Here is a 26031-nt window from a genome sequence, read left to right on the forward strand (position 1 = left end):
TTTCACCAGTGGACCGCTGGTCGTGAGTCTAATTTATACGTTATTTCCCGGCCGAGTGGTATTTCTGCTGAGCGCTGACAAGACCCTCGGTAATCAGCGATTCCACGGCATCGGCAGCGTCTTCGAGGAGAAAGCCCAGCTCCTTCTTTTCGACGGTTCCGAAGTCGCGGAGGACGTGATCGGAGGCATCCTGCCGTCCCGGGGGCCGGCCCACTCCCACCCTTACTCTCAGGTAGTCCTTGGTGCCGAGAACCTTGGAAATGTCCCGCAGCCCGTTATGTCCGCCTTCGCCGCCGCCAGCCTTCAGCCTGACCGTGTTGAAGTCGATGTCGATCTCGTCATGCACGACAATGACCCGCTCAGCGGGTATGTCGTAGAACCGACAGAGCGCGCCGACTGGACCTCCTGAAAGATTCATGTAGGTCAAAGGCTTGGCGAGGACCAGCCGTGGTCCGCCGACGCCCAGGCGGCCTTCGAGGACTGCCGCGTGCGCCTTATGGCTTTTAAACTTCCCACCGATCCGGTCGCCCAGAACGTCAAGGACCATCTGACCGACGTTGTGCCTGTTGCGGCTGTAGTCGGGCCCGGGGTTTCCGAGCCCGACTACCAGCCACGTGTCATTCGCCACGGGTATTCCCGCAGATGGAGTTACTCGCCCTCTTCGGACTTCTCGCCGGAGGCAGCGACAACGTCACCCTCGGCAACTGTCTCTTCGTCTTCGTCGCCGAGATCCTGGACAGTCGGCTCGCTGATGTTCACGATCAGCGTGTCTGCTTCGATCAGCAGGGTGACGCCCTTGGGCAGCACAATGTCGGAGGCGTGGATGTGCTCGCCGACAGTGCGACCCTCAACGTTGACGGTGAGGGAATCAGGCAGGTGGGTGGCTTCGGCTTCGACCTGGACCGAGTTGTGCTCGAGGTTCATGACAGCGCCCGGGGCCAGCTCGCCCTCGACGTGGATGAACACGTCAACGGTGACCTTTTCGCCACTACGGACGGTGAGGAGGTCAAGGTGCTCCACAATGCGCTTCAGCGGGTTGCGGACAACGTACTTGGCCAGGGCCAGGTGCTTCTCCCCTTCGATGTCGAGGGTCAGCAGTGCGTTGGAGGTCCTCAGCGCGAGGGTCGTTGCCTTCGAGGGCAAGAGGACGTGGATGGGGTCGGCTCCATGGCCGTAGATGACCGCAGGGATCTTGTCTTCGCGGCGTGCGCGGCGGGCTGCGCCCTTGCCGAATTCGGTGCGTACTTCTGCGGGAAGTGTGAGGTCAGACATTGAGTCTCCTGTGTTGACGAGTAGTGGATCGTTGCTGGGCAAACGATCGGCATCTGTCTAGAAACAGTTCATCGTCAACACGTTCAGTGTTGGACTCTCGTCACTAGCCACCGTCGATCACGGAACACTCCCGGTGGCACCGGGATGCTCCCTCGCCTAGGCATCGCGTTCAATGTTACAGCACGTGCGGCACCGCCCCGGACACCGGTTCCGGAATTCGTTCGGACCGGAACCGGCAGAATATTCCTCATCATCCTCTAATGTGTGAGACATACCGTTGAAGTCTGTTGGAACCGCTGGCAAGCAACCAGTGGCAAGCATCTCGTCGAAAGCTCCCCGGAGCTGCCGGACAAAGGATCAGCATGCGAATTTCAGTTATAGGTTGTGGCTACCTCGGAGCCGTCCACGCGGCGTGCATGGCAAAGCTGGGGCACGACGTCGTCGCGATCGACGTCGACGAGCGCAAGATCAGCGAGTTGCAGGCTGGCCGGTCGCATTTCTTCGAACCTGGCCTGCCCGAACTCCTCGACGAGGTTCTCCAGACGGGCCGATTGAAGTTCAGTTCCGAGATCACCGACGCCCGCGGGGCGCAGGTGCACTTCCTGTGCGTGGGTACCCCCCAGCGCAAAGGTGAGTATGCTGCCGACCTGCGGTACGTGGACGCCGCTTTTGCCTCCCTCGTCGACTCGCTCGAGGAGGGGAACCTGGTGGTGGGCAAGTCGACGGTGCCGGTGGGCACCGCGGCCCGCCTCGCCGACGACCTGTTGGAACGGTTCCCTGACGCCAGCCTGGCGTGGAACCCCGAGTTCCTGCGGGAGGGCTTCGCGGTGAAAGACACGCTCAGTCCGGACCGCTTCGTCTATGGCGTCCCTGCCGGCGAGGACGGGGAGCGGGCGACCGCCCTGCTCGACGAGGTGTACGCCGGGCCCCTGGGACTGGGAACACGTCGGCTGGTGGCCGACTATGCCACGGCGGAACTGGTCAAGTCCGCCGCCAACTCGTTCCTGGCCACCAAGATTTCCTTCATCAATGCAATGGCAGAGGTCTGCGACGCGGCAGGGGCGGACGTCACGCTGCTGGCCGACGCGATCGGCATGGACGACCGGATTGGACGCAAGTTCCTCAACGCGGGAATCGGGTTCGGCGGTGGCTGCCTCCCGAAGGACATCCGCGCGTTCATGGCCCGGGCCGGCGAGCTGGGTGCCGACCAGGCGCTGACGTTCCTGCGCGAGGTGGACGACATCAACCTGCGACGCCGGATCCGGGTCGTGGAGTTGACCCGCCAACTGGTGGGTGGGTCGCTTCTCGGCAAGCGCATCACAGTCCTGGGGGTGGCGTTCAAGCCCAACAGCGATGATGTGCGGGATTCTCCCGCCCTGAGCATCGCCGCCCAGCTCCAACTCCAGGGCGCCGATGTCACAGTGACCGACCCTGAGGCGTTGACCAACGCCAAGGGTCGGTTCCCTGAACTGAACTACGAACCGGACTTCGGCGCCGCTGTCGCGAAGGCGAACGCGCTCCTGATCCTCACCGAGTGGGACCAGTACCGAGCACTGGATCCGGCGGAAATGGCCAAACAGGTGGCCAGCAAGAACATCCTTGACGGACGGAACGTGCTGGACCCCGTCCAGTGGCGTGCAGCCGGCTGGAACTACCAGGGTATCGGGCGGCCCTAGTCCATACCGGGCGCCCGACGGGAGTCCCCGGAACCAGCCCTAGGCGTTGCCGTCGAACAGGCTGGTCACGGAGCCGTCGTCGAAGACTTCCCTGATAGCCCGGGCGATCAACGGGGCAATCGACAACACGGTGAGCTGCGGGAACCTCTTCTCCGAGGGGATTGGCAGGGTGTTCGTCACCACCACCTCGCGGGCGCCGGACTCGGAGAGGCGGCGGGCTGCCGGGTCCGAGAAGACGGCGTGGGTGGCAGCGATGATCACATCCTTGGCACCTGCGTTCTTGAGCACCTGAACGGCCCCGGAAATGGTGCCACCCGTGTCGATCATGTCGTCGATGAGCACGCAGGTCCGACCCTCGACCTGGCCCACCACCTGCTTGGAGACTGCCTGGTTCGGGACCGTGAGGTCCCGGCTCTTGTGCACGAACGCCAGGGGCGATCCGCCCAGCCGTTCAGCCCACTGCTCGGCGACGCGGACCCGGCCGGTATCGGGCGAGACCACAGTGACGTTGTCGGCGTCGACCCGGGTGCGGATGTAATCGGCCAGCAGCGGAATGGCCATCAGGTGATCCACCGGCCCGTCGAAGAACCCCTGGATCTGCGACGTGTGCAGGTCAACCGACATCAGCCGGTTGGCTCCAGCGGTCTTGTACAGGTCGGCGACCAGCCGGGCGGAGATCGGTTCGCGGCCGCGACCCTTCTTGTCCTGCCGGGCGTACGGGTAGAACGGGGAGACCACAGTGATGCGCTTGGCCGAGGCCCGCTTCAGGGAATCGATCATGATCAGCTGTTCCATCAGCCAGTTGTTCAGCGGCGCGGGATGAGCCTGGATCACGAATACGTCGGTGCCGCGCACGCTCTCCCCGGAGCGGACGTAGATCTCGCCGTTCGCGAAGTCGTAGGCGGAGATCGGGAGGAGCTCAGTGCCAAGCGCTGCAGCGATCTCTTCCGCCAGTTCGGGGTGGGCCCGGCCGGAGGCCAGGACCAGTTTCTTTTCGCCGCGTGCGGTGATCTCACTCATGAACGGTCGCTTTCGTCTGTGGTGCCTGGGGTCGTGCCGGAGGTGCTGGGGAGGTCGGAAGCGGCGAGTGTGTCAGGCGCTGCGCCCTGAGCCGTGGCCGCAGCTGTCGCGGCGGCGGTGCCGGGCCGTTTGGCCTGGACCCAGCCTTCGGCGGTCCGTTGCGGTGCAACGCTGATCGCTAGGGCACCGGCGGGTACGTTGTTGCGCACGACGGCGCTCGCACCGGTGTACGCGCCGTCGCCGATCACCACGGGGGCCACGAACACCGTGTTGGAACCGGTCCGCACGTTGCTGCCGATGACGGTGCGGTGCTTGTTCACGCCGTCGTAATTGGCGGTGATGTTGCCGCAGCCGATGTTGGTGTCCTCGCCGATCTCTGCGTCGCCGGCGTAGCCCAGGTGGGACAGTTTGGAGCCGCGTCCGATCGTCACGTTCTTCGTCTCGTAGAACGCACCGATCTTTCCGTCCTCCCCGAGAACCGTCCCTGGCCGCAGGTAGGTGAACGGGCCGACGGCGGCGCGAGCGCTGATGTGGGCACCCGAACCGTGGGTGCGCAGTACCCGCGCCCCCTCCCCGACCACAACATCGGTGAGGGTGGTGTCCGGGCCGATGACGGCGTCGCGGGCGATATCGCAGGCGCCGTGAAGCTGGGTGCCGGGGAGAATCGTGACGTCCTCGGCCAACTGCACCGACGTGTCGATCCAGGTGGTGGCGGGGTCGATAATCGACACACCGGCCCGCATCCAGCGGGTGAGGGTACGCCGGTTGAGTTCGGCGCCCAGCGCAGCAAGCTGGACCCGGTCGTTGGCCCCTTCGACCTGCCACGGGTCGTCCGAGACGACGGCTGCCACCCGGCCGCCCTGGCCGGAGGCGATGCCCAGGACATCGGTCAGGTACATTTCGCCCTGTGAGTTGCCGGCGGTCACAGATTTCAGCGCATCGCGCAGGGTCGCCGCGTCGAACGCGTAGATTCCCGAGTTAATTTCATTGATGGTGCGCTGGGCGTCGGTAGCGTCCTTGTGCTCGACGATCCCGGTGACGGTGCCGTCGTCAGCACGCAGGATACGGCCGTAGCCGGAGGCGTCGCCGAGCACCGCGGTCAGCACTGTGACGGCGTTGGCCCCGCCGATGTGCTCCTCAATCAGCTGGGCGAGCGTGTCGGAGGTCAGCAGGGGCACGTCACCGTAGGTCACCACGACGGTGCCCTGCAGGGGTGCGCCAGCCTCGTCGTCGAGAGCGTCAAGGGCCACCTGGACGGCGCGTCCCGTCCCGGGCATGTCATCCTGGTCGACGATGAGTGCCTGCGGATCCAGTTCGGCGATGTGGCCTGCCACGCGATCGCGTTCGTGCCGGACGACGACGGCGAGGGCCTCGGGCACGACACCGCGGGCAGCGGCGACAGCGTGCCCCACCATTGACCGTCCGCCGAGGGTGTGGAGGATCTTCGGGGTCCGGGACTTCATTCGTGTTCCGGCTCCGGCGGCCAGCACGATGACTGCTGCTGGGCGTTTAGCGCCTGCCTCGGGGATCTGTTCCTGAGGGTGGGTGTTTGAGGTCTGCGGACCCATTGAGGAGACACTCCTGCCTGTAGTTTTCACTGTCAACCGGAAAAGTACAGGCTCACACCGGCAATACTACCCGCGGCAATACTTTCCGATTGTTCCGCCCATAGGATTCGAACCTATACTCCACAGCTCCAAAGGCTGGGGTGCTGCCATTACACCAGGGCGGACTGTGCCAACCGGGCCCTGTCGGGTCCCGGACGCACGGTTATCCAGTTTGCCATGAGTCGGGGGCTTCCTGCGACTTGGAAGCCCCCCGTCGTGGCGCTACTTCCCGACGACCTCGGCTGCGGCAAGCCACTGCAGCTCCAGGTCCTGCTGCTCGGCCTGGACCGCCTGCAGTTTCGTGTTCAGCGTGGCCATCTTGTCGAAGTCGACGTCGCCGCCCGCACCGTCGTTCATTTGCTGCTGGATACGTTCCACCTGTGCTGCGGCCTTGCCGAGCTGGCGTTCGATGCGGGTCAGGTCCTTCTTCGCCTGCCGAGTCTCTTCGGAGCTGTACGCGGGGCTCGATCCGGCGCTGGCCTGGGCATCGTCAGCATTGAGGGGGGAGGCACCTGCTCCGGATTCCGCTGCACGACGCAGTTCGAGGTACTGGTCCACTCCGCGCGGCAGGTCACGCAGCTTGCCGTCGCCGAGCAGTGTCATCTGCGAATCGGTGACCCGCTCCAGCAGGTACCGGTCGTGGGAGACGACCACCAGGGTTCCCGGCCAGCCGTCCAGGACGTCCTCGATCGCCGCCAGGGTGTCGGTGTCCAGGTCGTTGGTGGGTTCGTCGAGCATCAGCACATTGGGCTCGCCCACCAGGAGCCGGAGTAGCTGCAGCCGGCGGCGTTCGCCACCGGAGAGGTCCTTCACCTTGGTCCACTGCTTCGCGTTGGTGAAACCGAGTTGCTCCACCAGCTGGGTGGCTGACACCTCGCGACCGCCGACGCTGAAGACGCGTTTCTCCTGCTCGATGACCTCAGTGACGCGCAGGTGCTCCAGCTCGTTGAGCTCCTTGACTTCTTGGGAGAGGACCGCCGTCTGGACCGTCTTGCCCTTCTTCACCTTGCCGGCGTCGGGGCTCACCTCCCCGTTCAGCATCCGCAGCAGGGTGGTTTTGCCTGACCCGTTGACACCAACCAGGCCGAGTCGCTGGCCGGGGGCGAGGCGCAGGGTGATGCCGTCGAAAAGTGTCTTCTCTCCGAGTGCGAGCGAGACATCCTCAAGGTCGAGGACGTCCTTGCCCTGCCGGGCCATCGCCATTTTGCTCAGGGCGAGGGAATCGCGCGGCTCGGGCACATCGGCGATCAGCGCGTTGGCTGCCTCGATCCGGAACTTCGGTTTGGCGGTCCGCGCGGGGGCACCGCGGCGCAGCCAGGCCAGTTCCTTCTTGACCAGTTGCTGCCGCTTGCCTTCGACCACTGAGTCCATCCGGTCACGCTCGGCGCGCGCGAGCACGTAGGCGGCGTAACCGCCGTCAAAACCGTCGACGACGCCGTCGTGCACCTCCCAGGTGCGGGTACAGATTTCGTCGAGGAACCAGCGATCGTGGGTGACGACCAGCAGCCCGCCGTCGCTCGGGCGCCAGCGCTCGGCCAGGTGGCGGGCCAGCCAGGCCACGCCCTCCACATCGAGGTGGTTGGTGGGCTCGTCGAGCATGATGACGTCGTCGTCGCCGATCAGAAGCTTGGCCAGCGCAACACGCCGCTTCTGCCCACCGGAGAGCGAGGAGACCTTGGCGTGCCAGTCCACTTCAGCGACCAGACCACCCATCACGTCGCGGATCTTGGGATTGGAAGCCCATTCGTGGTCGGCCTGGTCGCCAACGATCGCTTCGCCGACGCTCAGGTCGCCGTCCAGGACGTCCGTCTGGTCCAGGTAACCCACGTGGACGTCACGGCGGCGCGTGACCCGGCCCTCGTCGGGGGTGGCGCGCTGCGCCAGGAGGCGCATGAGGGTGGACTTGCCGTCACCGTTGCGGCCGACCATCCCGATCCGGTCGCCGTCCTCGATGCCGAGGGAGACGCCGTCGAGAACGGTGCGGGTGGCAAACGTGACGCTGACGCTTTCAGCGCCCAGAAGATGTGCCAAGGGTGTACTGCTTCCTGATTGTGGAGGGATGAATGGCTTGAGCTGGGCCCTGCAAGGGCCACGGGTCAAGCGGTGTAGTCGTTAACAATTCTGGCACCGTGCACCGGACCGTGCACTGCCGTGGCGGTCAGACCGCCCAATGAGAGCTGCTCGGCGAGCGCTGCCGCGTGTTCTTCATCCTCGGCGAGGAACGCAATGGTGGGCCCTGATCCGGAGACCAGTCCCGCGAGGGCTCCCGCGTCAGTGCCTGCCTGCAGGATCGCGGCAAGCTCCGGTGCCAGCTCAAGTGCCGCCGCCTGGAGGTCGTTGTGAAGGAGCTCGGCGAGCGCTACGGCATCGCCGGCGCGCATTGCGCTGAGGATCCGCGAGTCGATGTCCGGCGGGGTGGCCGGTTCGGTCCCGTCCCGCAGCCGGAGCTCGTCGAGCGTCCGGTAGACCTCGGGGGTGGACAGTCCAAAGGCGGACGTCACCAGCACCCAGTACAGGGGCGTCTTCGAGATCGCTGGAGTGAGCTGCTCCCCTACCCCAACTCCCACCGCCGTGCCGCCGACCAGCGCAAACGGCACGTCAGCGCCGAGGTCAGCTGCCATTTTCGCTAGCTCGTCCCGGGAGAACCCGCTGCTCCAGAGGGCATCGCAGGCCAGAAGTGTGGCAGCGGCATCGGCGGATCCTCCGCCCATCCCTCCGGCCACGGGTACCCGTTTGGTGATATCGAGCAGCAGCCCGGTGGAGCCGTCGCTGAGATCGGCGAGCAGGGTGGCTGCACGTGCGGCAAGGTTGGTGGCGTCCAGCGGGATGCTTTCGACCGGCAGGTTCAGTGATCCCTGCCCGTTGACGGTGACCACGATGCCCGGCTCGGCCGTGACGGTCGCGGTCACCTCCTCATACAGGGAGACGGCCAGGTACACGCTCGCGACGCTGTGGTAGCCGTCCTCGCGAAGCGGGCCCACCCTGAACGAAACGTTGATCTTTCCGGGCGCGCGGACACGCACGCTCGCCGGAGCGCCGCCGAAGAGTCCTGCCGTTTTGCCTACCTCCATAGTCTCCAACCTAGATCACCCTGGGCTGAACCGGGAATCCTGCCGGCTTGCTACCGGACCATTGCACAAAGATAGTAAGCGTGCTTACATTACAGATTGTAAGCAGGATTACTATCCGAAGGAAAAACTATGACTACCCAGAATTGGTCAGAGGATCCCCTGACAGCTGTGCCCTCAGGCGAGCGTGTCCGGTCCGATTCACCAGCAGGCAACACACCGGTCGGTGGGAGCAACGGGTCCACCGGAATCAAGGATCAGGCGAAGGACCAGGCCAAAGAGGTGGGGCGCGACGGCCTGGACGCAGCCCAGGGTGTTGCCCAGACTGCGACGACCGAGGCAAAGAATGTTGCCGCTGAAGCCAGCGCCCAGGCAAAGAACCTGCTGGGCGAACTGGGTTCGGATCTCAAAGAGCAGGCCGGCGCGAGCCAGCAGAAGGCTGCCGAGGGACTGCGCTCCATCAGTGATGAGCTGGTCTCCATGGCAGACAACGGGGACCAGGACGGCCCCGCCAACTCCCTGGTCCGCCAGGCTGCCCAGCGGTCGGGCGACGTCGCCGGCTGGCTGGAGGGCCGGGATCCGGGATCGCTGCTGGACGAGGTCAAGGACTTCGCCCGTCGACGCCCGGGTACCTTCCTGATGGTGGCTGCCGGAGCGGGCCTGCTCGCCGGGCGCCTCACCCGAGGGCTTGCTGGCGCCGGATCGGACTCCCCGAGCACCACACCGGCCAACCCAGCCCCCGAGTACCCACCGACGGTCCCCGCGCAGCCTGCGGCCGGATCCGGCCCGGCTGCTACCGCGACCACCCCCGCGACCGAAACGAACCCGGTGGTGGACAACGGCCTGACCTCGGCCGACGACGCCCGGGGAACCTCGAACGATCCGCTGGCCGACCCGATCGCCGCCGAGCCAGTCATTGTTCCGGGTACCCGCACCCAGGACGAACGACTCGACAGGGACCTGCGCTGATGAGTGGCATTCACACCGGAGGACCCCAGGCGTACGAACCGCCACCCACCACGGCAGAGGAGCGGGCGGCCAATGAGTCGCTGGGATCGCTGCTGAGCGATGTGAGCCGCGACCTGTCCACCCTGATGCGTCAGGAGCTCGAGCTCGCCAAGGCTGAACTGCGTGAGAGCGGCACCAAGGCAGGCAAGGGCGTGGGCATGTTTGGCGGCGCCGCCATCGCCGGGCATTTCGTGCTGTTGTTCCTGTCCCTGGCGCTCATGTGGGGATTGGCTGAACTGGTTGGTCTGGGTTGGTCTGCGGTAATCGTCGCAGTCATCTGGGGCATCATCGCCGCCGTCCTCGCCCTGACCGGCAAGAAAGAACTCAAGAGCGTGCGCGGCCTGCCGGCTACCGCCGCAACCGTCAAAGACATTCCCCCCACTCTGAAACCAGGTGAGAAGACCCCATGAACCAGACCCCAGAACAGATTCGTGCAGACATCGAACGAACCCGCCGGGAGCTTGGCACCGACGTCGACGCCGTCGCCGACAAGGTCAGCCCCTCCAGCATCGCCCAGCGTCAGGGCGACAAGGTCCGCAACGCAGTCGGCGGCCTGAAAACCTCGGTCATGGGATCAGCGGACCATGCGTCCGCCGGCACCCGGTCGGCAGCACAGAACGCCAGCGACGCCGTGCAGGACGCCCCCCAGCGGCTCACCCGCAAGACCCAGGGCAACCCGCTGGCTGCCGGGCTGATCGCCTTCGGCGCCGGCATGCTCATCTCCTCGCTGATCCCGGCGAGCGAGAAAGAGAAGGAAGCCGCGGCTGCGCTGAAGGAGAAGGCTGAGCCCCTCACGAGCAGTGTCACCGATGCGGCCAAGGCCGTGGCCGAAGATCTCAAGGAACCGGCACAGCAGGCAATGGATTCGGTGAAGGAAACAGCCACCATTTCTGCCAACACTGTGAAGGAAGAAGGCGCATCGGCCGCGGCCGACGTCAAGGGCAAGGCCCAGGACGCGAAGGACAACGTCCAGAACGAGGCCAGCCGCTCCTAGCGGCGGCTGCTCGTTAGAGCCAGCTGCTGGTGTGGCGTGCGGGCCCCGGTCCGCACGCCACACTGCCCTGCACTGCTATCCCGGTTCCCGGGATCAGACGCGCCCCTGCTGATCCTCGGGGGGTGGCAGCTGCTCCGGTTTCGCTTCGGCGATCCGGGCGAAGGCGGCAATGTCGAGCATTTCCCCCCTCAGGCTCGGGTCGACGCCAGCCGCCGCAAGGGCCTCCCCCGCCAGCACTGAGCTTCCGGCCCACCCGGCGAGCGCCGCGCGGAGGGTCTTGCGCCGCTGGGCGAAGGCCGCGTCGATCACGGCGAAGACCTCACGCCGGCTCGCCGACGTCGCCGGCGGGTCATGCCTGACAAATCCCACCAGACCTGATGCGATCTTCGGAGCCGGCCAGAACACGTTCATCCCGATCACGCCGGACTTGCGCATCGTCGAGTACCACGCAGCCTTAACCGAGGGCACCCCATAGGTTTTGGATCCCGGTCCGGCGGCGAGCCGGTCGGCCACCTCGTCCTGGACCATGACCAGCCCATGGCGCAGCGAGGGGAAGTTCTCCAGCAGGTTCAGCACCACCGGCACCGCAACGTTGTAGGGCAGGTTGGCCACCAGGGCTGTCGGCGGGTGTGGGAGCTCAGTGACACGCATGGCGTCGGCGAGCACCACGTCGAGGTTTGCCGCGGTATCCGGACGCCAGCGAGCCACCGTCTCGGGCAGCCGTGCAGCGAGCACCGGGTCGATCTCCACCGCCACCACCCGGCGGGCGGCATCCAGCAGGCCCAGGGTCAGCGAGCCAAGACCGGGTCCCACCTCGAGCACCGTCTCCTCGGGACCCAGGTGGGCGGCAGCCACGATCCGGCGGATGGTGTTCCCATCGATGACGAAGTTCTGGCCCAGCGTCTTGGTGGGGCGGAGATCCAGGTCGGCGGCGAGGCGGCGGACGTCACCGGCGCCAAGCAGGGGCTGGATCGGCTGGGGATTGGAGGGCGCAGTCACCTAAGCCATGGTAGTCGTGCGACGCGCCCGCTGGTCACCCAGCCGTGTTCACTCCCCCGGTGCCTTTAGGCATCAGTCCACTGGCCGTATACCCGGCGGGTGTTGTCGGCGATCGACTGGCAGAGCCTGGCCAGGTCGGTGTCCAGCACCTCGGCCATCGACCGGACCGTGTACGGCACCAGGTACGGCGCGTTGGGGCGCCCGCGGAACGGGTGCGGGGTCAGGAAGGGGGCGTCGGTTTCGGTGAGCACCAGCGACGGGTCGGCAATGCGCAGCGCGTCCCGCAGGTTGTCGGCGTTCTTGAACGTCACGGTCCCGGCGAAGGACATGTACCAGCCGTGCTCGTTGCAGATCCGGGCCAGTTCCGCACCGCCGGAGAAGCAGTGGAAAACCACCCGCTCGGGTGGACCTTCGGACAGCAGGGTGGCGACGACGTCGTCGTGCGCCTCCCGGTCATGGATCTGGAGCGCCAGGTCCAGCCGTTTGGCAATGTCGAGGTGCCGGCGGAAGGAGTACTGCTGGCTCTCGAGTCCGGCGGCGGCGGTCCGGTAGTAGTCGAGCCCGGTCTCGCCGATCGCCCGGACCCGCGGGTGGGCAGCCAACTGCTCAATCTCCGTGAGCGCAGCCTCGAGCCCGCCCTGTTCGGCCAACAGCGGGGCGTCGTTCGGGTGGATCGCGACTGCCCCCAGCAGGCGGGGCTCCTGGTCGATGGCTTCGACTGTAAACCGGGACGATTCCAGGTCGCACCCCACCTGCACTGCACCGCACACACCCACCGCTTCGGCCGCGTCGAGGGCGGCACTGACACTGACCAGTGGCAGGCCGCTGCGGAAGTCGAGGTGGGTATGGTTGTCCATCACGGGAACGGGCAGCGGTTCGGGTGCTGGCGGGTACTGCTGCTTCTGGCTTCGCCCGCCCGCGTCGGGTACGCCGCCGTGGAGAGTCGTGCTGGGCGGCGCCGGTTGGTACGCCGCCGGAATGGCTGTATGAGGCATGACTCAACCCTAACCACCCGCGAAGTGAGTGCGGAACTTATCCCCACGGCCGCAAGTTGTCCTAGTAATCTGTACTCAAGCAGTTGCTGCGTGCCCCACGGCCGAACCGGCCGTGGGCGTATCCGACCAGGGCTGACCGACTCAACTGCACACCGGGGTGCAGTGCTCGCGGAAGGTTCGCATGGACGCCCACAACCAGTACGCCTCACCGAATGCCTCAGCCAACGTCACCACTGATCGTGACGACCCCTCAGGTGAGGCGCGCACCATGTCCGGTGAGCACTTCGACCAGCTGGCGGGCCGGATCCTGGGGTCAATCAACACGGTGATCGACGGCAAACCGGAAGCCGCGCAGCTGGCCCTCACGGTGCTGCTGGCGCAGGGCCACCTGCTGCTGGAGGACGTGCCGGGAGTCGGAAAGACGCTGCTGGCGAAGACACTCGCCCGGACCATCGACTGCACGGTCAACCGCATCCAGTTCACGCCGGACCTGCTGCCCTCGGATGTGTCAGGGGTGTCGATCTATAACCAGGACACCCACCGGTTCGAGTTTCGGCCGGGCCCGGTGTTTGCCAACATCGTCATCGGCGATGAGATCAACCGTGCCTCCGCCAAGACGCAGTCGGCCCTGCTGGAATGCATGGAGGAACACCAGGTGACCGTCGACGGCGGCACCTACCGCCTGGGCGAGCCGTTCATGGTGGTGGCAACCCAGAATCCCATCGAGATGGAGGGCACCTACCCCCTGCCCGAAGCGCAGCGGGACCGGTTCATGGCCCGGATCTCCATGGGGTACCCGGACCGGAACGCCGAACTGCAGATGCTGCAGACCCACCAGTCGGTGTCGCCACTTGATGCGGTCCAGCCGACCGCCAACGTGGCCGACATCGCAGCGATGATGGAGCGGGTGCGCAGCGTCTACGTCTCCCCCGCGGTGCGGGAGTACACGGTGGCCATCGGCCACGGTACCCGCGGGCACCACCAGTTGCGCCTGGGCGCCAGCCCCCGCGCGCTGCTGCAGCTGCTTCGGGCCGCAAAAGCGGGGGCGGCGCTACAAGGCAGGGACTTCGTGCTGCCCGACGACGTCGCGGCGGTGGCCGAGCCGGTCCTGTCGCACCGCCTGATCCTGGATCGGAAGGCGCTGAGCACCGGGGAGACCCCCCAGTCAGTGGTGGCAGGAATCCTCGCAAAGGTTCCGGTGGAACGCACCGCGTCGAACTCCTACGTTCGAACCTAGGACCGCCGTGCGACTGCTGGCCAACCTACCCTCCCGGGTCCTCACCTCGCGCGGGTGGGGGCTGGTCATCACTGGTGTACTGGCGCTGCTCACGGCCCAGGTCCTGGGCCGCCGGGACCTGCTCTACGTCGGCGTTCTCCTCGTCTGCCTTCCGCTCCTTTCAGTCCTCATGCTGCGGCTGATCAAACCCCGCTTTACGGTTGAGCGGAAGTTTGCCCCGCAGACAATGGAAACCGGATTCACCTCCACTGTCACCCTGTCAGTCAGGTCCAGCGGTCCGCTCAGTGGGACGGTGGTGATGCAGGAAAGGATCCCCGCCCGCTTCGGGGAGTCACCGGAGTTCCATTTCCCCTCCCGCCATCCCAGCGCCCAGGGTGCCAGCCACTACGAGTACCGGCTGCGGTCCTCCTCCCGCGGCGTGTACGACGTCGGTCCGGTCACCGCCGCTTTCACCGACCCGTTCGGGCTGGGAACCTCCCGGCATACCCTGGGAGGCACTGAGCGGCTGGTCGTCACGCCCGCGCCCCTGGACCTGCCGCATTCACCGCTGACCGGTGCCCGCGGGGCCGACGGGTTCGCCGCGACCCGGCGCAACGCCAATCCCAGCGACGACGACGTCATGACCCGCGAGTACCGCGCCGGTGATCCGATGCGCCGGGTCCATTGGGCCGCCACCGCCCGCCACAACGAACTGATGGTGCGCCAGGAAGAGTCGGTCACCACGCCGGAGGCCACCCTGATCCTCGATCAGCGGCAGGCCCGCTACAGTTCCGGCTTCCATTCGGCCTTCGGCGTCGAGAACGACGACGGCGCGTCCCTGCTCTCCTCCCCCGGATTCGAATGGGCTGTGGTCGCCGCCATGTCCATCACCGCGCACCTGCTTGAGCGGAACTATGCCCTGCGGTTTGTCGATGAGACGGGCGCGCCGGCACTGCGTTCGTCGGTCTCCGCCCCCTGGCCCGACGACGAGGAGCACCAGGGCCAGACCGGTATCCACAACGTCGCCGAAGGGCTGGCGGCACTGGAACTGTCCCCCGATCCGGCGAAACGAACGACCACCCGGCGCACGTCACGGCGCGCCGCCAGTCCGCCACGGTCATCCCAGGCCGGCCCGAACCGGTTCACGCCGTTCGGCGACCCGATGATGGATAAGTTGGCGACCTACAAGCACCGTGGCCCGTTGCTCGCCATTCTCGGTGCCATCACAGCGGCGGAGGCGCGCGACCTCGCGGCGGCGGCCGAATTCGGTTCGACGTCGTTCGCGATCCTCGTCGCGGACCGGCCGCAGGACCTGCACCCGGTGATGGAAATCCTCCGCGCCGCCGGGTGGCACGCGGTAGCAGTGTCTCCCTCAGCCGACCTGACTGCGGCCTGGACCTACTTCGACTCCCCCGGCGCTGCCAGCGCATCGACCGCCAAGACCACTGTGCCGTCCGCGGGCGGCTGGACCGGAGGGCGGGCATGACCTCGACCCTCCCCCGCCCCGCCACACCGACGCAACGGGTCGAGCCCCGCTCCGGTGGTCGGCTCCGCAGGGATCAGCGGCATTGGCTCTCGACGGCGGCCGTGTTCGCCGCGGTGATGCTGACCTCGCTGAACCTGCACTCGGTGCTGTTCGGGTGGACCTGGCTCAACCCGCTGGCCTTCACCGTCGGCGCCGTACTGCTGGTCATGGGGGCGGCGCGGAGCGCCCGCCTGCCCGCAGCCTTGGTCCCGGTTGCTGGGCTCGTGGCGCTGGTGGGTGCGCTGGTGTGGCAGTACTTCCCCGCGCAGAGCGTCTTCGGCATTTTTCCCGGCGAGGGCGCCGCTGGCCGGCTCACCGTCCTGCTCAATCACGCAGAAAACACAGTGGTATCCCAGGTGGCCCCGGTCCTACCGGGCACCGGGATCTTCCTGGTGGTCTGCGCCGCGATGGGCCTGATCAGTATTCTTACGGACACGCTGGCCACCACGCTGCGGATGCCCGCCACCAGCGGCCTGGCGTTGCTCGCGATCCTGGTGGTGCCTGCCGTGGTGCGGCCGCAGAGCGTCGGGGTACCCGGCTTCGTGGCGGCCGTCGTCGGCTTCTTGATCCTGCTCGGCTGCAGCCAGTGGCGGGATAGCCAGGCCACCGGAGCGTCGCGGGACGCCTCTGGCGGGCGGCTCGCCCGTGGACTGTCGATCGGCGCTGCGGCCCTCGCGGTGACCATCCTGGTGCCCCTGGCCATCCCCGGATTCAATGTGGGCCTGTTCCCCCAGGGCGCTCGGGTCAATCTCTGGGGCACCGCGACCGGGCTGAATCCGGTGGTGACGCTGGGAAATGACCTGCGGAACCCCACCGGTTTCGGCCGGATCACCTACGCCACGAATTCCCCCGAGGCCCTCTACCTGCGGGCGGTGACCCTCGAAGACTTCGACGGGGAGCGCTGGGAACCCGATCAGCGGCACAGCATCAGGCAGCCCGGGGTGGAGGAGATGGGCACCGACGAGGTGCGCGCCGCCATCGACGACGGCGTCGTCACCACCACGCGGATCACCACCGACACCTTCACCAGCCCCTGGCTGCTGGCGCCCTACGCTCCGGTGGGCTTTTCCAACCTGGCCGGACGCTGGTCCTGGGACCCGCTGAACCACAGCATCATCGCGACCGACAATGGGTCGACAGCGCAGCAGGAGTACGTCGTGCGGAGCGCCGGGCCAGCGCTCACCCGGACCCGTTTGCAGGCCGTCGGCCCGGTAGCCGAGGGCGCAGTCGACGCCCAGTTCCTGAGCCTGCCGGACACCACCCCCGCCATCATCGAGCAGACCGCCACACAGTTGACTGAGGACATCGTCAACCCCTACGAGCAGGCGCTGGCAATCCAGAACTACCTTCGGGGGCCATCGTTCACCTACTCCGTGGATGCCCCGGTGGAGGGCGGGTATGACGGCAACAGCCTCGACGTCGTCGCGCGCTTCCTTGAATCGAAGTCCGGTTACTGCGTGCATTATGCGGGTGCGATGGCAGTGATGGCCCGGGTGGCGGGAATCCCCAGCAGGGTTGCTGTCGGGTACGCGCCAGGTACCCCGACCGGCGAAACGGTCACCGGGCCTGACGGCGTGGAACTGACCGAGTTCACAGTCACCTCGCTTGACGCCCATGCGTGGCCCGAACTGTACTTTGACGATCTCGGCTGGGTGAAGTTCGAGCCAACCCCCTCCCGGGGCGTGGTCCCGGAGTACGCACAGACGGCGTTCGCACCGGGTGCCCCCGCGGCCAACCCCGACAATCTGGACCCTGGCGGAAATCCGCTCACGGATCAGGGCACCACCGGCACTCCCGGTCAGGCAGCGGAGGACCCGCAGACCGAGGCGGAGACAGCTGAACGGGCCCGCGAAACCTCGACGCTCGTCATGGGCGTCCTGGTGGGAGGGGTGCTGCTGCTTTTCGTCCCGCTGCTGCTGCGGACGTTGCGCCGCCAGCGCCGTCGACGGCGCTTCACCGGAGCCGCAGGGGACAGCGCTGCGGCAGCACTGGCCTGGGCTGAGGTGGTGGATCTTGCCGCCGACTACGGCCACCCCGCCCTGCCCACCGACACCCCGCGGACGTTCGCGGCGCGGCTGACCGCCACCACGGGGATCGGCGGGGCTGCGGGGTCTGCCCTCCTCAGGCTCCGGACTGCCTACGAGGCCGCCCAGTATGCGGACCCCGCGTCGCTGGTTGTAGTCGCCGAGGGCGCCCCATCACGGGCCACCGGCCGAGGCGGTAGCCCGACGGGCCCCTGGACGGGGACCGCGCCAGGCCGGGCCGTACCTCTTGGCTGGGACGACGTGCAGGCAATTGCCGGGGCACTCCGCGACAGCAGTGGCAGGGCAGCCAGGATCAGGGCGTTCCTGCTCCCCCGATCATTGTCCGGGGACGCCCGGGGCTAGCTGTCCTGGGACAGCTAGCCCAAGGAACGTCAGGACGCCGTCGGATCGGCGATGCCGACGTACTGCGTGTAGAGGTACTCCTCGATGCCCTCGGAACCGCCCTCGCGTCCGAGTCCTGACTGCTTGACGCCGCCGAATGGTGCCGCCGCATTGGAGACCACCCCGGCGTTGAGCCCGAGCATCCCGACATCCAGCCGTTCGCCGATGCGCAGCCCGCGGTTGAGGTCCCGGGTGAAGACGTAGGCCACCAGCCCGTACTCGGTGTCGTTGGCGAGGCGGACGGCGTCGTCCTCGGATTCGAAGGTGATGATCGGCGCGACCGGCCCGAAGATCTCCTCCTGCAGGATCCGGGATCCCGGCGCCACATCGGTGAGCACCGTCGCCTGGTAAAAGTAGCCGGGCCCCTCGACGGCCGATCCGCCAACGACTACCGTTGCGCCGTCGTCGACTGCCGCTGTGACCAGTTCGTGGACCTTGGTCCGGCTCTTCTCGTCGATCAGGGGGCCGAGGGTTGAGTGGTCCTCGGTGCCGCGGGCGGTCTGAAGGGTCTTCATTTTCGCCGCGAACTTCTCCGCGAACTCCCCGGCGACCGATGAGTGAATGATGAACCGGTTCGCTGCCGTGCAGGCTTCGCCCATGTTGCGGAGCTTCGCGAGCATCGCCCCGGCTACGGCGGCGTCGACGTCGGCGTCCTCAAAGACCACGAAGGGTGCGTTTCCACCGAGCTCCATGGAGGTGCGCAGCACGTTCTTGGCTGCGGCGGCCAACAGGTTGCGGCCCACCGGCGTCGAACCGGTGAAGGACAGCTTGCGGAGCCGCGGATCCTCGATCAGCGGTCCGGTGACGCCCTGGGCGTCGGAGGTGTGGACAACGTTCAGCACGCCCTTGGGCAGGCCCGCTTCCTCCAGGACGGCGGCGAACAGCGACGAGGTCAGTGGGGTGAGGTTCGCGGGCTTGAGCACCATGGTGCAACCAGCAGCGATGGCTGGGGCGATCTTGCGGGTGGCCATCGCGAGGGGGAAGTTCCAGGGAGTGATCAGCAGGCAGGGGCCTACCGGCTTCTTGTTGACGAGGATGCGGGTCTTGCCGTCGGGCGAGGTGGAGTACCTGCCGGTGGTCCGGACCGCCTCCTCGGAGAACCAGCGCAGGAATTCGGCGCCGTAGGTCACTTCGCCGCGCGCTTCGGCCAGCGGCTTCCCCATCTCCATGGTCATCAGCAGGGCGAAGTCCTCCGCCCGGGCGGTGACCAGGTCAAAGGCCCGCCGCAGGATCTCGCCGCGCTCACGGGGCGCGGTGCGGGCCCAGCTCTCCTGTGCGGCGGCGGCTGCGTCCAGCGCTGCCATCCCGTCCTCTGGGCTGGCGTCCGCGATGGTGAGCAGGGTTTCGCCGGTGGCGGGGTCCTCAATGTCGAAGGTTTTCCCGGTGGAGGCGTCCCGCCAGTGCCCATCAATCAGCAGTCCGGTGGGAACCTGCGCCAGAAGTTCCTGCTCACGCTGGGTGGTAACTGCCATAGTTGGTGCCTCCAAGAGGTTCTTCGTTGCGGGAAATCAAGTCGCGGCAGATCTGCCGCCTGGGCACCACGCTAGTCCCGCGCTTGTCAGGCTGTCCATGCCAGCCTGCACGGTCCCATCCGCTTCCCGCTGTCCGGGTGCACAACGCCGGCCCGGCGTCCGAGGGCCCCCGCTAGCGGGCGGCGATCACCGCCGCGTAGAGCTCCCGCTTGCTGATCCGCGACTCCTCGGCGACCGCTGCCACTGCGTCCTTGAGACGGATGCCCTGGTCCACGAGGGTGGCGACCGCTGCCACCCTGTCCTCCGGTTTCGCTGGGGCGGCTGGTGGCGCGCCGCCGACGACGACGGCGATCTCACCCCTCACCTCATTTTCTTCAGCCCATTCCAGGAGTTCCGCCAGGGGGCCCCGCAGCACCTGTTCATAGCGTTTGGTCAGTTCGCGGGCCACCGCCGCCGGACGGTCGGGGCCGAAAACCTGGTGCAGCGACCTCAGCATCACCTCCAGGCGGTGCGGAGCTTCAAAGAAGACCATGGTGCGTCGCTCGTCGGCCAGCTCGGCGAGGCGGGAGTTCCGCTCACCGGTCTTGCGGGGCAGGAACCCTTCGAAGCAGAAACGGTCGGTGGGTAGCCCCGACAGGGCGAGCGCCGTCAGGACGGCTGACGGGCCGGGCGCCATGGTCACGGTGACCCCGCCGGCGATGGCGGCCTCCACCAGCCGGTAGCCCGGATCGGACACCGCGGGCATGCCAGCGTCGGTCACCATGAGGATGGTCTTGCCGTCGTGGACCTGTTCGAGCAATTCGGCCGTCCGGCTGGCCTCGTTGTGCTCGTGATAGCTGATGATGCGGCCGGGCACTCTGATGTCGAGCGCCCTCAGCAGCCGTTGCAAGCGGCGGGTGTCCTCGGCCGCAACAATGTCGGAGGTTTGCAACAGCGACACCAGACGGGCTGACGCGTCGGCGGCGTTGCCAATGGGCGTCGCCGCCAGCACCAGCCGGCCACCGGGGTGGATGGTCCCGACGTCGGCCGCTGGCTCGAAGTCCGGGTGGGACGCTTCGTCGCCGTCGGTGTAGCCGCCGTCGGTGTAGTCGCCGTCAGAATCCGCTTCGTTCCCAGTGCTGTTCACCATCCCAGCGTAGACCCGCATCACCGGGTCGGGATCACCTACTGGCAGTAGCATAAGCAGGGTGAGCCATACAGCCGTTACCCCACCACCGGTGGCAGCGGTGTCGACTCATGGCTGGGTGTACACCCCCCGCACTGCCTATGACGCGCTGGTGCTGCGACGCCGCCTGCTGGGTGAGCGATTGCCGCTGGGGATCCTCGGCTGGTTGTTGCCGTTGGTGGTCATGGTCATCGGCGGGGTGCTGAGGTTCGTCCGGCTGGGCGACCCGGCGACGCTGGTATTCGACGAAACGTACTACGTCAAGGACGCCTACTCCTATCTCCTATCCGGCTACGAGCGGGAATGGCCCGAGGAGCCCGACGCCGATTTCAACAGCGGCAATACCGGGATCATCCTGAACAGCCCCGACTACGTGGTGCACCCGCCGGTCGGGAAATGGATGATCGCCCTGGGGATGGCACTGTTCGGTTCCGACAACCCGTTCGGCTGGCGCTTTTCGGCGGCACTGGTGGGGACGCTGTCCATCCTGATCATTGCCCTGATTGCCCAACGGCTGTTCGGGTCCCCCATCCTTGGTGCAGTAGCGGGGCTCCTGACAGCCGTCGATGGCCATCACCTGGTGCACTCCCGCACGTCCCTGCTGGACGTGTTCCTGATGTTCTGGCTGGTGGTCGCCTTCGGCGCGCTGCTGCTGGACCGTGATCGTTCACGGAAAAAGCTTGCCAGGAAGGTGTCGGCGTTGGCCGCGGCGTCCCCGACGGGGCGGCCGTCGGCGGCTGACCTGCTCTATGGGCCGTGGCTGGGGTTCCGGCCGTGGCGGATTGTCGCCGGTATCAGCCTGGGGCTCGCGCTCGGTACCAAATGGTCGGCAATCCCCTATATTGCGGTCTTCGGACTCATGACTGTGCTGTGGGACATGAACGCCCGCAGGATCGTCGGAGTGCACCGCTGGATCACGGGCGCCATCCTGAGGGACGGCCTGCAGGCGTTCGTCTCGATTGTTCCCGTCGCGGCGCTGACCTATCTGGCGACGTGGACCGGCTGGTTCCTGTCTTCCGATGCGTACAACCGCCAGTGGGCAGCAGACCATCCGGCTCCCGCATGGGAATGGCTGCCTGCATCAATCAGGTCGCTCGCCGACTATCATCGCGCCGCCTACACCTTCCACGAAGGTCTCGGCTCCGAGCATCCCTACGAATCGACTCCCTGGTCCTGGCTGGTGATGGGACGTCCGGTGTCCTTCTACTACAAGGGCGATCTGGGGGCCGATAAAGGGTGCGCCGTCGACGCCTGCTCCCGGGCCATCTCCTCGGTCGGGAATCCGCTGATCTGGTGGTCGGCGGCGATCGCCCTGATCGTGCTCGTTTTCTATTGGGTGGGGCGGAGGGATTGGCGCGCCGGTGCCATCCTGGCGGGCGTCGCGGCTGGCTATCTCCCGTGGTTCCTGTACCCGGAGCGCACCACCTTCTTCTTCTACGCCATCGCGTTCCAACCGTTCCTCATCCTGGGCCTGGTGTACTGCCTGGGTCTCGTGTTGGGCGGTGCCTCCGACCGTCCCAGCCGACGGCGTCTGGGCCTGATCCTCGTCGGCGGGTTCGTGGTCGCGGCAGTATTGCTTTCTGCCTATTTCCTGCCAATCTGGACGGCAGAACTGATCCCCTATAACCAGTGGCGGCTCCGCATGTGGATGCCCAGCTGGATCTGATTTTGCGTCCTGGCGACGCACCTAGTGAAAGGTGAACCTCCCCCATGCGCGAATCATCCACCGAACTCCTGGTGAACCTCCCCGCGGACACCAACATCACCGACCTGCTCCTGGAGCAGCACCGCAGGGCTCCCGACGGCGCCCTGTACTCGGTGAAGAAGGGTGGTCAGTGGCAGGACATCAGCGCGTCCGAATTCCTTGACCAGGTGCAGGCCCTCGCCAAGGGCCTTATCGCGCGGGGGGTGCGCCCCGGCGACATGGTGGCTGTGATGTCAAAAACCCGGTATGAGTGGACCCTGGCCGACGTCGCCATCTGGTTCGCCGGAGCTGTCACTGTTCCGATCTATGAGACCTCCTCCGCATCACAGGTCGCCTGGATCCTTGAAGACTCTGCCGCCGGGATTATCTTCGTCGAGGACGATGCCAAGGCCGAGGTGGTGCAGACCGCGCTCGGTGGCACGGATTCGGATAACCGGTTATACCTGATGAACAACGACGACGGCGGCGACACCTTCGCAGCGCTCGTCTCCGAGGGGTCGGCCGTCGGGGATGACGAACTCGAAGTCGCCCGGGCCAGCCGCACTCTCGACGACGTTGCGTCGCTCGTGTACACCTCCGGGACGACCGGCGCCCCCAAGGGATGCGAAATCACCCACGGAAACTTCGCCCTGTTTGCAGTGAACACTCTCGAGTTCCTGCCGGAGCTGCTCCGCGAAAAGGACGCCCGGACGCTGATGTTCCTGCCGCTCGCGCATGTGCTGGCCCGGGCGGTCCAGGTGGTGTGCCTGGCTGGTGGGGTAAAGCTTGGACATACGGCCAACGCCGCCGAGCTACTGGACGACCTGTCGACCTACAAGCCGACGTTCCTGCTGGTTGTGCCGCGCATCTTTGAGAAGATCTACGCAACCGCGGAGCAGAAAGCCAGGGATGCTGGCAAGGGCCGCCTGTTCGAGATGGGTGCCGCCGCCGCCGTGTCCTACTCCCAGGCTCTGGATACTGCTGCCCGTGGCGGCCGCGGGCCGTCGGTGCTGCTCAAGGCACAGCATGCCCTCTTCAACCGCCTGCTCTATCCCAAGCTGAGGGGTGTCTTCGGTGGCGAGGTGACCTACACGGTGTCGGGGGCAAGCCCGCTGAGTGAACACCTGGCGCACTTCTTCCGCGGGGCGGGGATCCAGGTGCAGGAGGGATACGGCCTGACGGAAAGCACGGCTCCCTGCACCGCGAACACCGTTGCATTGACCCGGGTCGGCAGCGTTGGCATTCCGATGCCCGGCACGACCGTGCGCATGGACACGGACGGCGAGATCCAGATCAAAGGCGTCGGGGTGTTCAAGGGATATCACAACAATCAGCAAGCCAACGCTGAAGCTTTTACCGACGACGGCTTTTTCAGGACCGGCGACCTTGGCCAGCTCGACGAGGACGGATTCCTGACCATCACCGGCCGCAAGAAGGACCTCCTGGTCACCGCTGGTGGGAAGAATGTGGCGCCCGGGCCGCTGGAAGAGAAGCTCCGTGAGCACCGGCTGATTGCCCACGCTGTGGTTGTGGGTGACGGTCGGCCCTTCATTGGTGCGTTCCTCACGCTCGACCCGGAAGCCGTGGGCGCGTGGGGAACTGAAACCGGTCTCGGTGGTCTGACTGTCGCCGAGGCAGCATCACACGCCGGGGTGCGTGCCGAGTTGCAGTCAGCCGTGGACGAGGCCAACTCCCATGTCTCTGCCGCCGAGCAGATCCGCAAATTTACTGTGCTCGACCAGGACTTTGGACCGGATTCCGGCTACCTCACCCCCACACTGAAACTCAAGCGCGCAGCTGTTGTCGCAGACCTGGAAAGGGAGCTGGAGAGCCTCTACAGCACCTCGTGAGCCCGCTGCAGGTCACTCGGTCGGCAGCAGGCGAGCTCCTGCTGTTCGATGAGGGCAGTGGAGGTCACGGCTGCAGTCGAGCGAGGGTGCGTTGGGAGGAAGCTGGCTGGGTTGGGGCTTCGCCGGTTAGGCGTTGACTCGGTGGTCTGCGCTTCGTAGGGCTTGCCACGGGACCGGGCACCAGGAACTTGAGCCACCCGGAGACGGGGCTGCCGCCAACTTCCGCAGATTCGGGACATGACCGCACTGCAACGTTGCCACCTCGGGACGGTTGGCCTTGAGAGTCTGCAGTTCTTTAGCTTGAAAGGCTGCTGTTCTCTAGAAGGGTGGTGGGTCTTCCTTTGGTGTTGGTGGTGGGTCTGGTCGGGTGAGGTAGGTTTCGCCGGCGGGTGAGATGGCGATGATCATTCCGGGTTCGGGTTGTTGGTAGCGCCAGTAGCCTTCGGATTTGAGTTTGTGGTGGCGTTTACACAGTGCTGCCAAATTGCCGTAGCTGGTTTTCCCGCCGTGTGACCAGGGTGTGGTGTGGTCGAGTTCGCAGAACACCGCCAACCGGTTGCACCCCGGGTGCCGGCAGGTCCGGTCCCTGACCCGGACCGCGTCCTGGAGGTCCTTCGGAACCCGGTAGGTGGTGGCATCGGCCCCAAGCCTCGCCCCGGTGAACGGGTGGGTAAGGATCCGGGTGAACGATGGGGCATGCCCGGCGAGTCTCCGGGCGGTGTCGGGGTCAATCGGCCCGTACCCTTCGAGTTCACCCGGTGCGTCCCCGCCGAGGAGGGTCATCACGGGGACGGTGACGAACACTCTCGCCTGCACACCCCAATAGGGGTGGTGTTCCTGACGTTGATCCTCGTCACTGGGTTCCTGGACATGTCCGGTGGCTCCGGCGCTGGTGAGGACATCGATGAGGACGTCGGCTCGTAGTTGGGTGAGGGTGCGTGGTTCGTCGTGGCCTTGCAACGCACGGGCTGCGGTGTCGACCCGGTGGAAGATCCCGGCAGCCTGATCGACCGGTAGGTAGGCTTCGAGCCAGGCCATCCCGTCATAGCTCGGAGTCAGGAACACCCCGCGTTCCTTCACCGCCCTCTTACGCCTGACGGTGATCGTTTCGGGGTGGAGTTCTTCGCGGAGCCGGTTCGCCTGCTGCCGGAACTTCGCCACCGTCGTCAGCGACGCCATCCCGATCAGCCGTGCCTCAAAATCAGCCGTCACCGCAGGGTCAGTGTCGGGGATGCTGGTGGCTTCCTCGACCACAGCCCACGCATGCCGTTTACTGAGCTTCCCGGCCTCCAACGCCTCCAGCGTCGCCGGGCAGTACCGGGTGAGCAGGGTGCTGTGCTCGACGAGGAACCCCGCCGTGCGTTCGGGTATGTGCAGGGCTGCGCTGATCTCCGACGCGGTGACGGTTTTCTCGTAACCCCAGTCCCTCGGATCGTGGCGGGTGTGTTCGGTTTGCAGGTCAAGGGCCCGGGTCACGACTTTGGCTTCCTGGGCGTCCAGCCAGGACCGTGCCTCGTCGATGTCCTTCAACGTGTCCAACACCTGAGCCGCGTCCAAACCGCCCACCGCCGCCATCTGCAACTGCCCAGTCAGTGCGGGAGGTTCGCTACTGGAACGGACCCGCACATCCGGGTCGTCCCCGAAGTGAAAGAGATCCCACGCTTCAGAAAACAACCACTCAGGACCCGGCTCACCCGAATCTGGTTCCGTCGAATCCGTCCCTGTTGAGTCCGACCCTGTTGAATCGGACTCAGATGAGTCAGAGTCCGGAGAATCTGCATCGTTCGGATCAGCCTCAGTCGGATCAGTATCCGCCGCGGGCTCCGGCAGGTCAACGACGGGAGCCGTCCACACCGACTCAACACCCAACGGACCAGCCGACCCATACCTAGAAGAACACCCAGTGGAAGCTCCCGTGGACGTGTCTCCGGACGACTCCGAGCCAGCCTCCGCGGAAGACTCCCTGGACCTCTCCGCCGCAGTCTCCGGAGGAGCCCCTTCGGAAGTATCCGCCGCGGCCTCCGAGGAGGTCTCTGTAGACGTGTCCACGGACG

General features: G+C 66.3%; 20 protein-coding genes and 1 tRNA gene. 9 read left to right on the forward strand and 12 right to left on the reverse strand.

What is annotated here, in order from left to right; genetic code table 11:
- Window positions 1-40: 40 nt before the first annotated feature.
- Entirely contained in the window at window positions 41-628 is a 588-nt protein-coding gene (gene pth, locus HMI57_RS12875) for an aminoacyl-tRNA hydrolase (RefSeq protein WP_171586421.1), read from the reverse strand.
- A gap of 20 nt (window positions 629-648) precedes the next feature.
- Window positions 649-1272 carry a 50S ribosomal protein L25/general stress protein Ctc gene (locus HMI57_RS12880; protein WP_171586422.1) on the reverse strand — a complete coding sequence of 208 codons (624 nt, stop codon included), beginning with the start codon at window positions 1270-1272 and terminating at the stop codon, window positions 649-651.
- Between the two features lie 362 nt (window positions 1273-1634).
- Here HMI57_RS12880 and HMI57_RS12885 point away from each other — a divergent pair, with 362 nt between their 5' ends.
- On the forward strand, window positions 1635-2948 hold the full coding sequence (locus HMI57_RS12885) for a UDP-glucose/GDP-mannose dehydrogenase family protein (RefSeq protein WP_171586423.1): 1314 nt from the start codon (window positions 1635-1637) through the stop codon (window positions 2946-2948).
- 39 nt (window positions 2949-2987) lie between these two features.
- Here the strand turns inward: HMI57_RS12885 and HMI57_RS12890 are convergent, their stop codons facing one another.
- The 5 genes from HMI57_RS12890 to HMI57_RS12910 form a co-directional block, all read right to left on the reverse strand.
- Window positions 2988-3968 carry a ribose-phosphate diphosphokinase gene (locus HMI57_RS12890; protein ID WP_019483222.1) on the reverse strand — a complete coding sequence of 327 codons (981 nt, stop codon included), beginning with the start codon at window positions 3966-3968 and terminating at the stop codon, window positions 2988-2990.
- Complete coding sequence (glmU, locus tag HMI57_RS12895; protein ID WP_171586424.1) at window positions 3965-5536, reverse strand: bifunctional UDP-N-acetylglucosamine diphosphorylase/glucosamine-1-phosphate N-acetyltransferase GlmU; 1572 nt, start codon at window positions 5534-5536, stop codon at window positions 3965-3967. The genes HMI57_RS12890 and glmU overlap by 4 nt, the downstream gene beginning before the upstream one ends.
- Before the next feature lie 92 nt (window positions 5537-5628).
- A tRNA-Gln gene (locus HMI57_RS12900) sits at window positions 5629-5700 on the reverse strand.
- 97 nt (window positions 5701-5797) lie between these two features.
- Window positions 5798-7606 (reverse strand): ATP-binding cassette domain-containing protein, encoded by a 1809-nt coding sequence (locus tag HMI57_RS12905; RefSeq protein WP_171586425.1) that lies wholly within the window; start codon window positions 7604-7606, stop codon window positions 5798-5800.
- A 65-nt stretch (window positions 7607-7671) separates the two neighbouring features.
- A complete protein-coding gene (locus HMI57_RS12910) occupies window positions 7672-8646 on the reverse strand; it encodes a 4-(cytidine 5'-diphospho)-2-C-methyl-D-erythritol kinase (RefSeq protein WP_171586426.1) in 975 nt (324 codons plus the stop codon).
- 129 nt (window positions 8647-8775) lie between these two features.
- Here HMI57_RS12910 and HMI57_RS12915 point away from each other — a divergent pair, with 129 nt between their 5' ends.
- From HMI57_RS12915 to HMI57_RS12925, 3 genes are read left to right on the forward strand one after another with little or no spacing between them, the layout of a single operon-like run.
- Complete coding sequence (locus HMI57_RS12915) at window positions 8776-9612, forward strand: hypothetical protein (protein WP_171586427.1); 837 nt, start codon at window positions 8776-8778, stop codon at window positions 9610-9612.
- Entirely contained in the window at window positions 9612-10061 is a 450-nt protein-coding gene (locus tag HMI57_RS12920; RefSeq protein WP_171586428.1) for a phage holin family protein, read from the forward strand. Before HMI57_RS12915 ends, HMI57_RS12920 begins: the two co-directional genes overlap by 1 nt.
- Window positions 10058-10645 carry a DUF3618 domain-containing protein gene (locus tag HMI57_RS12925; protein WP_171586429.1) on the forward strand — a complete coding sequence of 196 codons (588 nt, stop codon included), beginning with the start codon at window positions 10058-10060 and terminating at the stop codon, window positions 10643-10645. The genes HMI57_RS12920 and HMI57_RS12925 overlap by 4 nt, the downstream gene beginning before the upstream one ends.
- A gap of 93 nt (window positions 10646-10738) precedes the next feature.
- Here HMI57_RS12925 and rsmA read toward each other — a convergent pair whose 3' ends face one another.
- A complete protein-coding gene (gene rsmA / locus HMI57_RS12930) occupies window positions 10739-11644 on the reverse strand; it encodes a 16S rRNA (adenine(1518)-N(6)/adenine(1519)-N(6))-dimethyltransferase RsmA (RefSeq protein ID WP_171586430.1) in 906 nt (301 codons plus the stop codon).
- A gap of 65 nt (window positions 11645-11709) precedes the next feature.
- On the reverse strand, window positions 11710-12639 hold the full coding sequence (locus tag HMI57_RS12935; RefSeq protein WP_171586431.1) for a TatD family hydrolase: 930 nt from the start codon (window positions 12637-12639) through the stop codon (window positions 11710-11712).
- 268 nt (window positions 12640-12907) lie between these two features.
- Here HMI57_RS12935 and HMI57_RS12940 point away from each other — a divergent pair, with 268 nt between their 5' ends.
- Genes HMI57_RS12940 through HMI57_RS12950 form a run of 3 tightly spaced genes read left to right on the forward strand, consistent with a single transcriptional unit; the run spans window position 12908 to window position 17767 of the window.
- Complete coding sequence (locus HMI57_RS12940; RefSeq protein ID WP_228721110.1) at window positions 12908-13876, forward strand: MoxR family ATPase; 969 nt, start codon at window positions 12908-12910, stop codon at window positions 13874-13876.
- A 7-nt stretch (window positions 13877-13883) separates the two neighbouring features.
- Window positions 13884-15341 carry a DUF58 domain-containing protein gene (locus tag HMI57_RS12945; protein WP_171586433.1) on the forward strand — a complete coding sequence of 486 codons (1458 nt, stop codon included), beginning with the start codon at window positions 13884-13886 and terminating at the stop codon, window positions 15339-15341.
- On the forward strand, window positions 15338-17767 hold the full coding sequence (locus HMI57_RS12950) for a DUF3488 and transglutaminase-like domain-containing protein (RefSeq protein WP_171586434.1): 2430 nt from the start codon (window positions 15338-15340) through the stop codon (window positions 17765-17767). The genes HMI57_RS12945 and HMI57_RS12950 overlap by 4 nt, the downstream gene beginning before the upstream one ends.
- Window positions 17768-17796: 29 nt before the next feature.
- On the opposite strand, the gene HMI57_RS12955 is transcribed toward HMI57_RS12950, so the two are convergent.
- Complete coding sequence (locus HMI57_RS12955; RefSeq protein ID WP_171586435.1) at window positions 17797-19278, reverse strand: NAD-dependent succinate-semialdehyde dehydrogenase; 1482 nt, start codon at window positions 19276-19278, stop codon at window positions 17797-17799.
- A 172-nt stretch (window positions 19279-19450) separates the two neighbouring features.
- Window positions 19451-20290, reverse strand: a complete 840-nt coding sequence (gene rsmI / locus HMI57_RS12960) for a 16S rRNA (cytidine(1402)-2'-O)-methyltransferase (protein WP_171586515.1) — start codon at window positions 20288-20290, stop codon at window positions 19451-19453.
- A 337-nt stretch (window positions 20291-20627) separates the two neighbouring features.
- Here rsmI and HMI57_RS12965 point away from each other — a divergent pair, with 337 nt between their 5' ends.
- Together HMI57_RS12965 and HMI57_RS12970 are read left to right on the forward strand one after the other, a co-directional pair.
- Window positions 20628-22109, forward strand: a complete 1482-nt coding sequence (locus HMI57_RS12965) for a glycosyltransferase family 39 protein (RefSeq protein WP_228721111.1) — start codon at window positions 20628-20630, stop codon at window positions 22107-22109.
- Between the two features lie 44 nt (window positions 22110-22153).
- Entirely contained in the window at window positions 22154-23977 is a 1824-nt protein-coding gene (locus HMI57_RS12970; protein ID WP_171586436.1) for an AMP-dependent synthetase/ligase, read from the forward strand.
- 318 nt (window positions 23978-24295) lie between these two features.
- Here HMI57_RS12970 and HMI57_RS12975 read toward each other — a convergent pair whose 3' ends face one another.
- A complete protein-coding gene (locus tag HMI57_RS12975) occupies window positions 24296-25651 on the reverse strand; it encodes an HNH endonuclease signature motif containing protein (protein WP_228721103.1) in 1356 nt (451 codons plus the stop codon).
- Between the last annotated feature and the right edge of the window lie 380 nt (window positions 25652-26031).

Source organism: Arthrobacter sp. 260 (assembly GCF_013116745.1).
Lineage (GTDB): Bacteria > Actinomycetota > Actinomycetes > Actinomycetales > Micrococcaceae > Arthrobacter_D.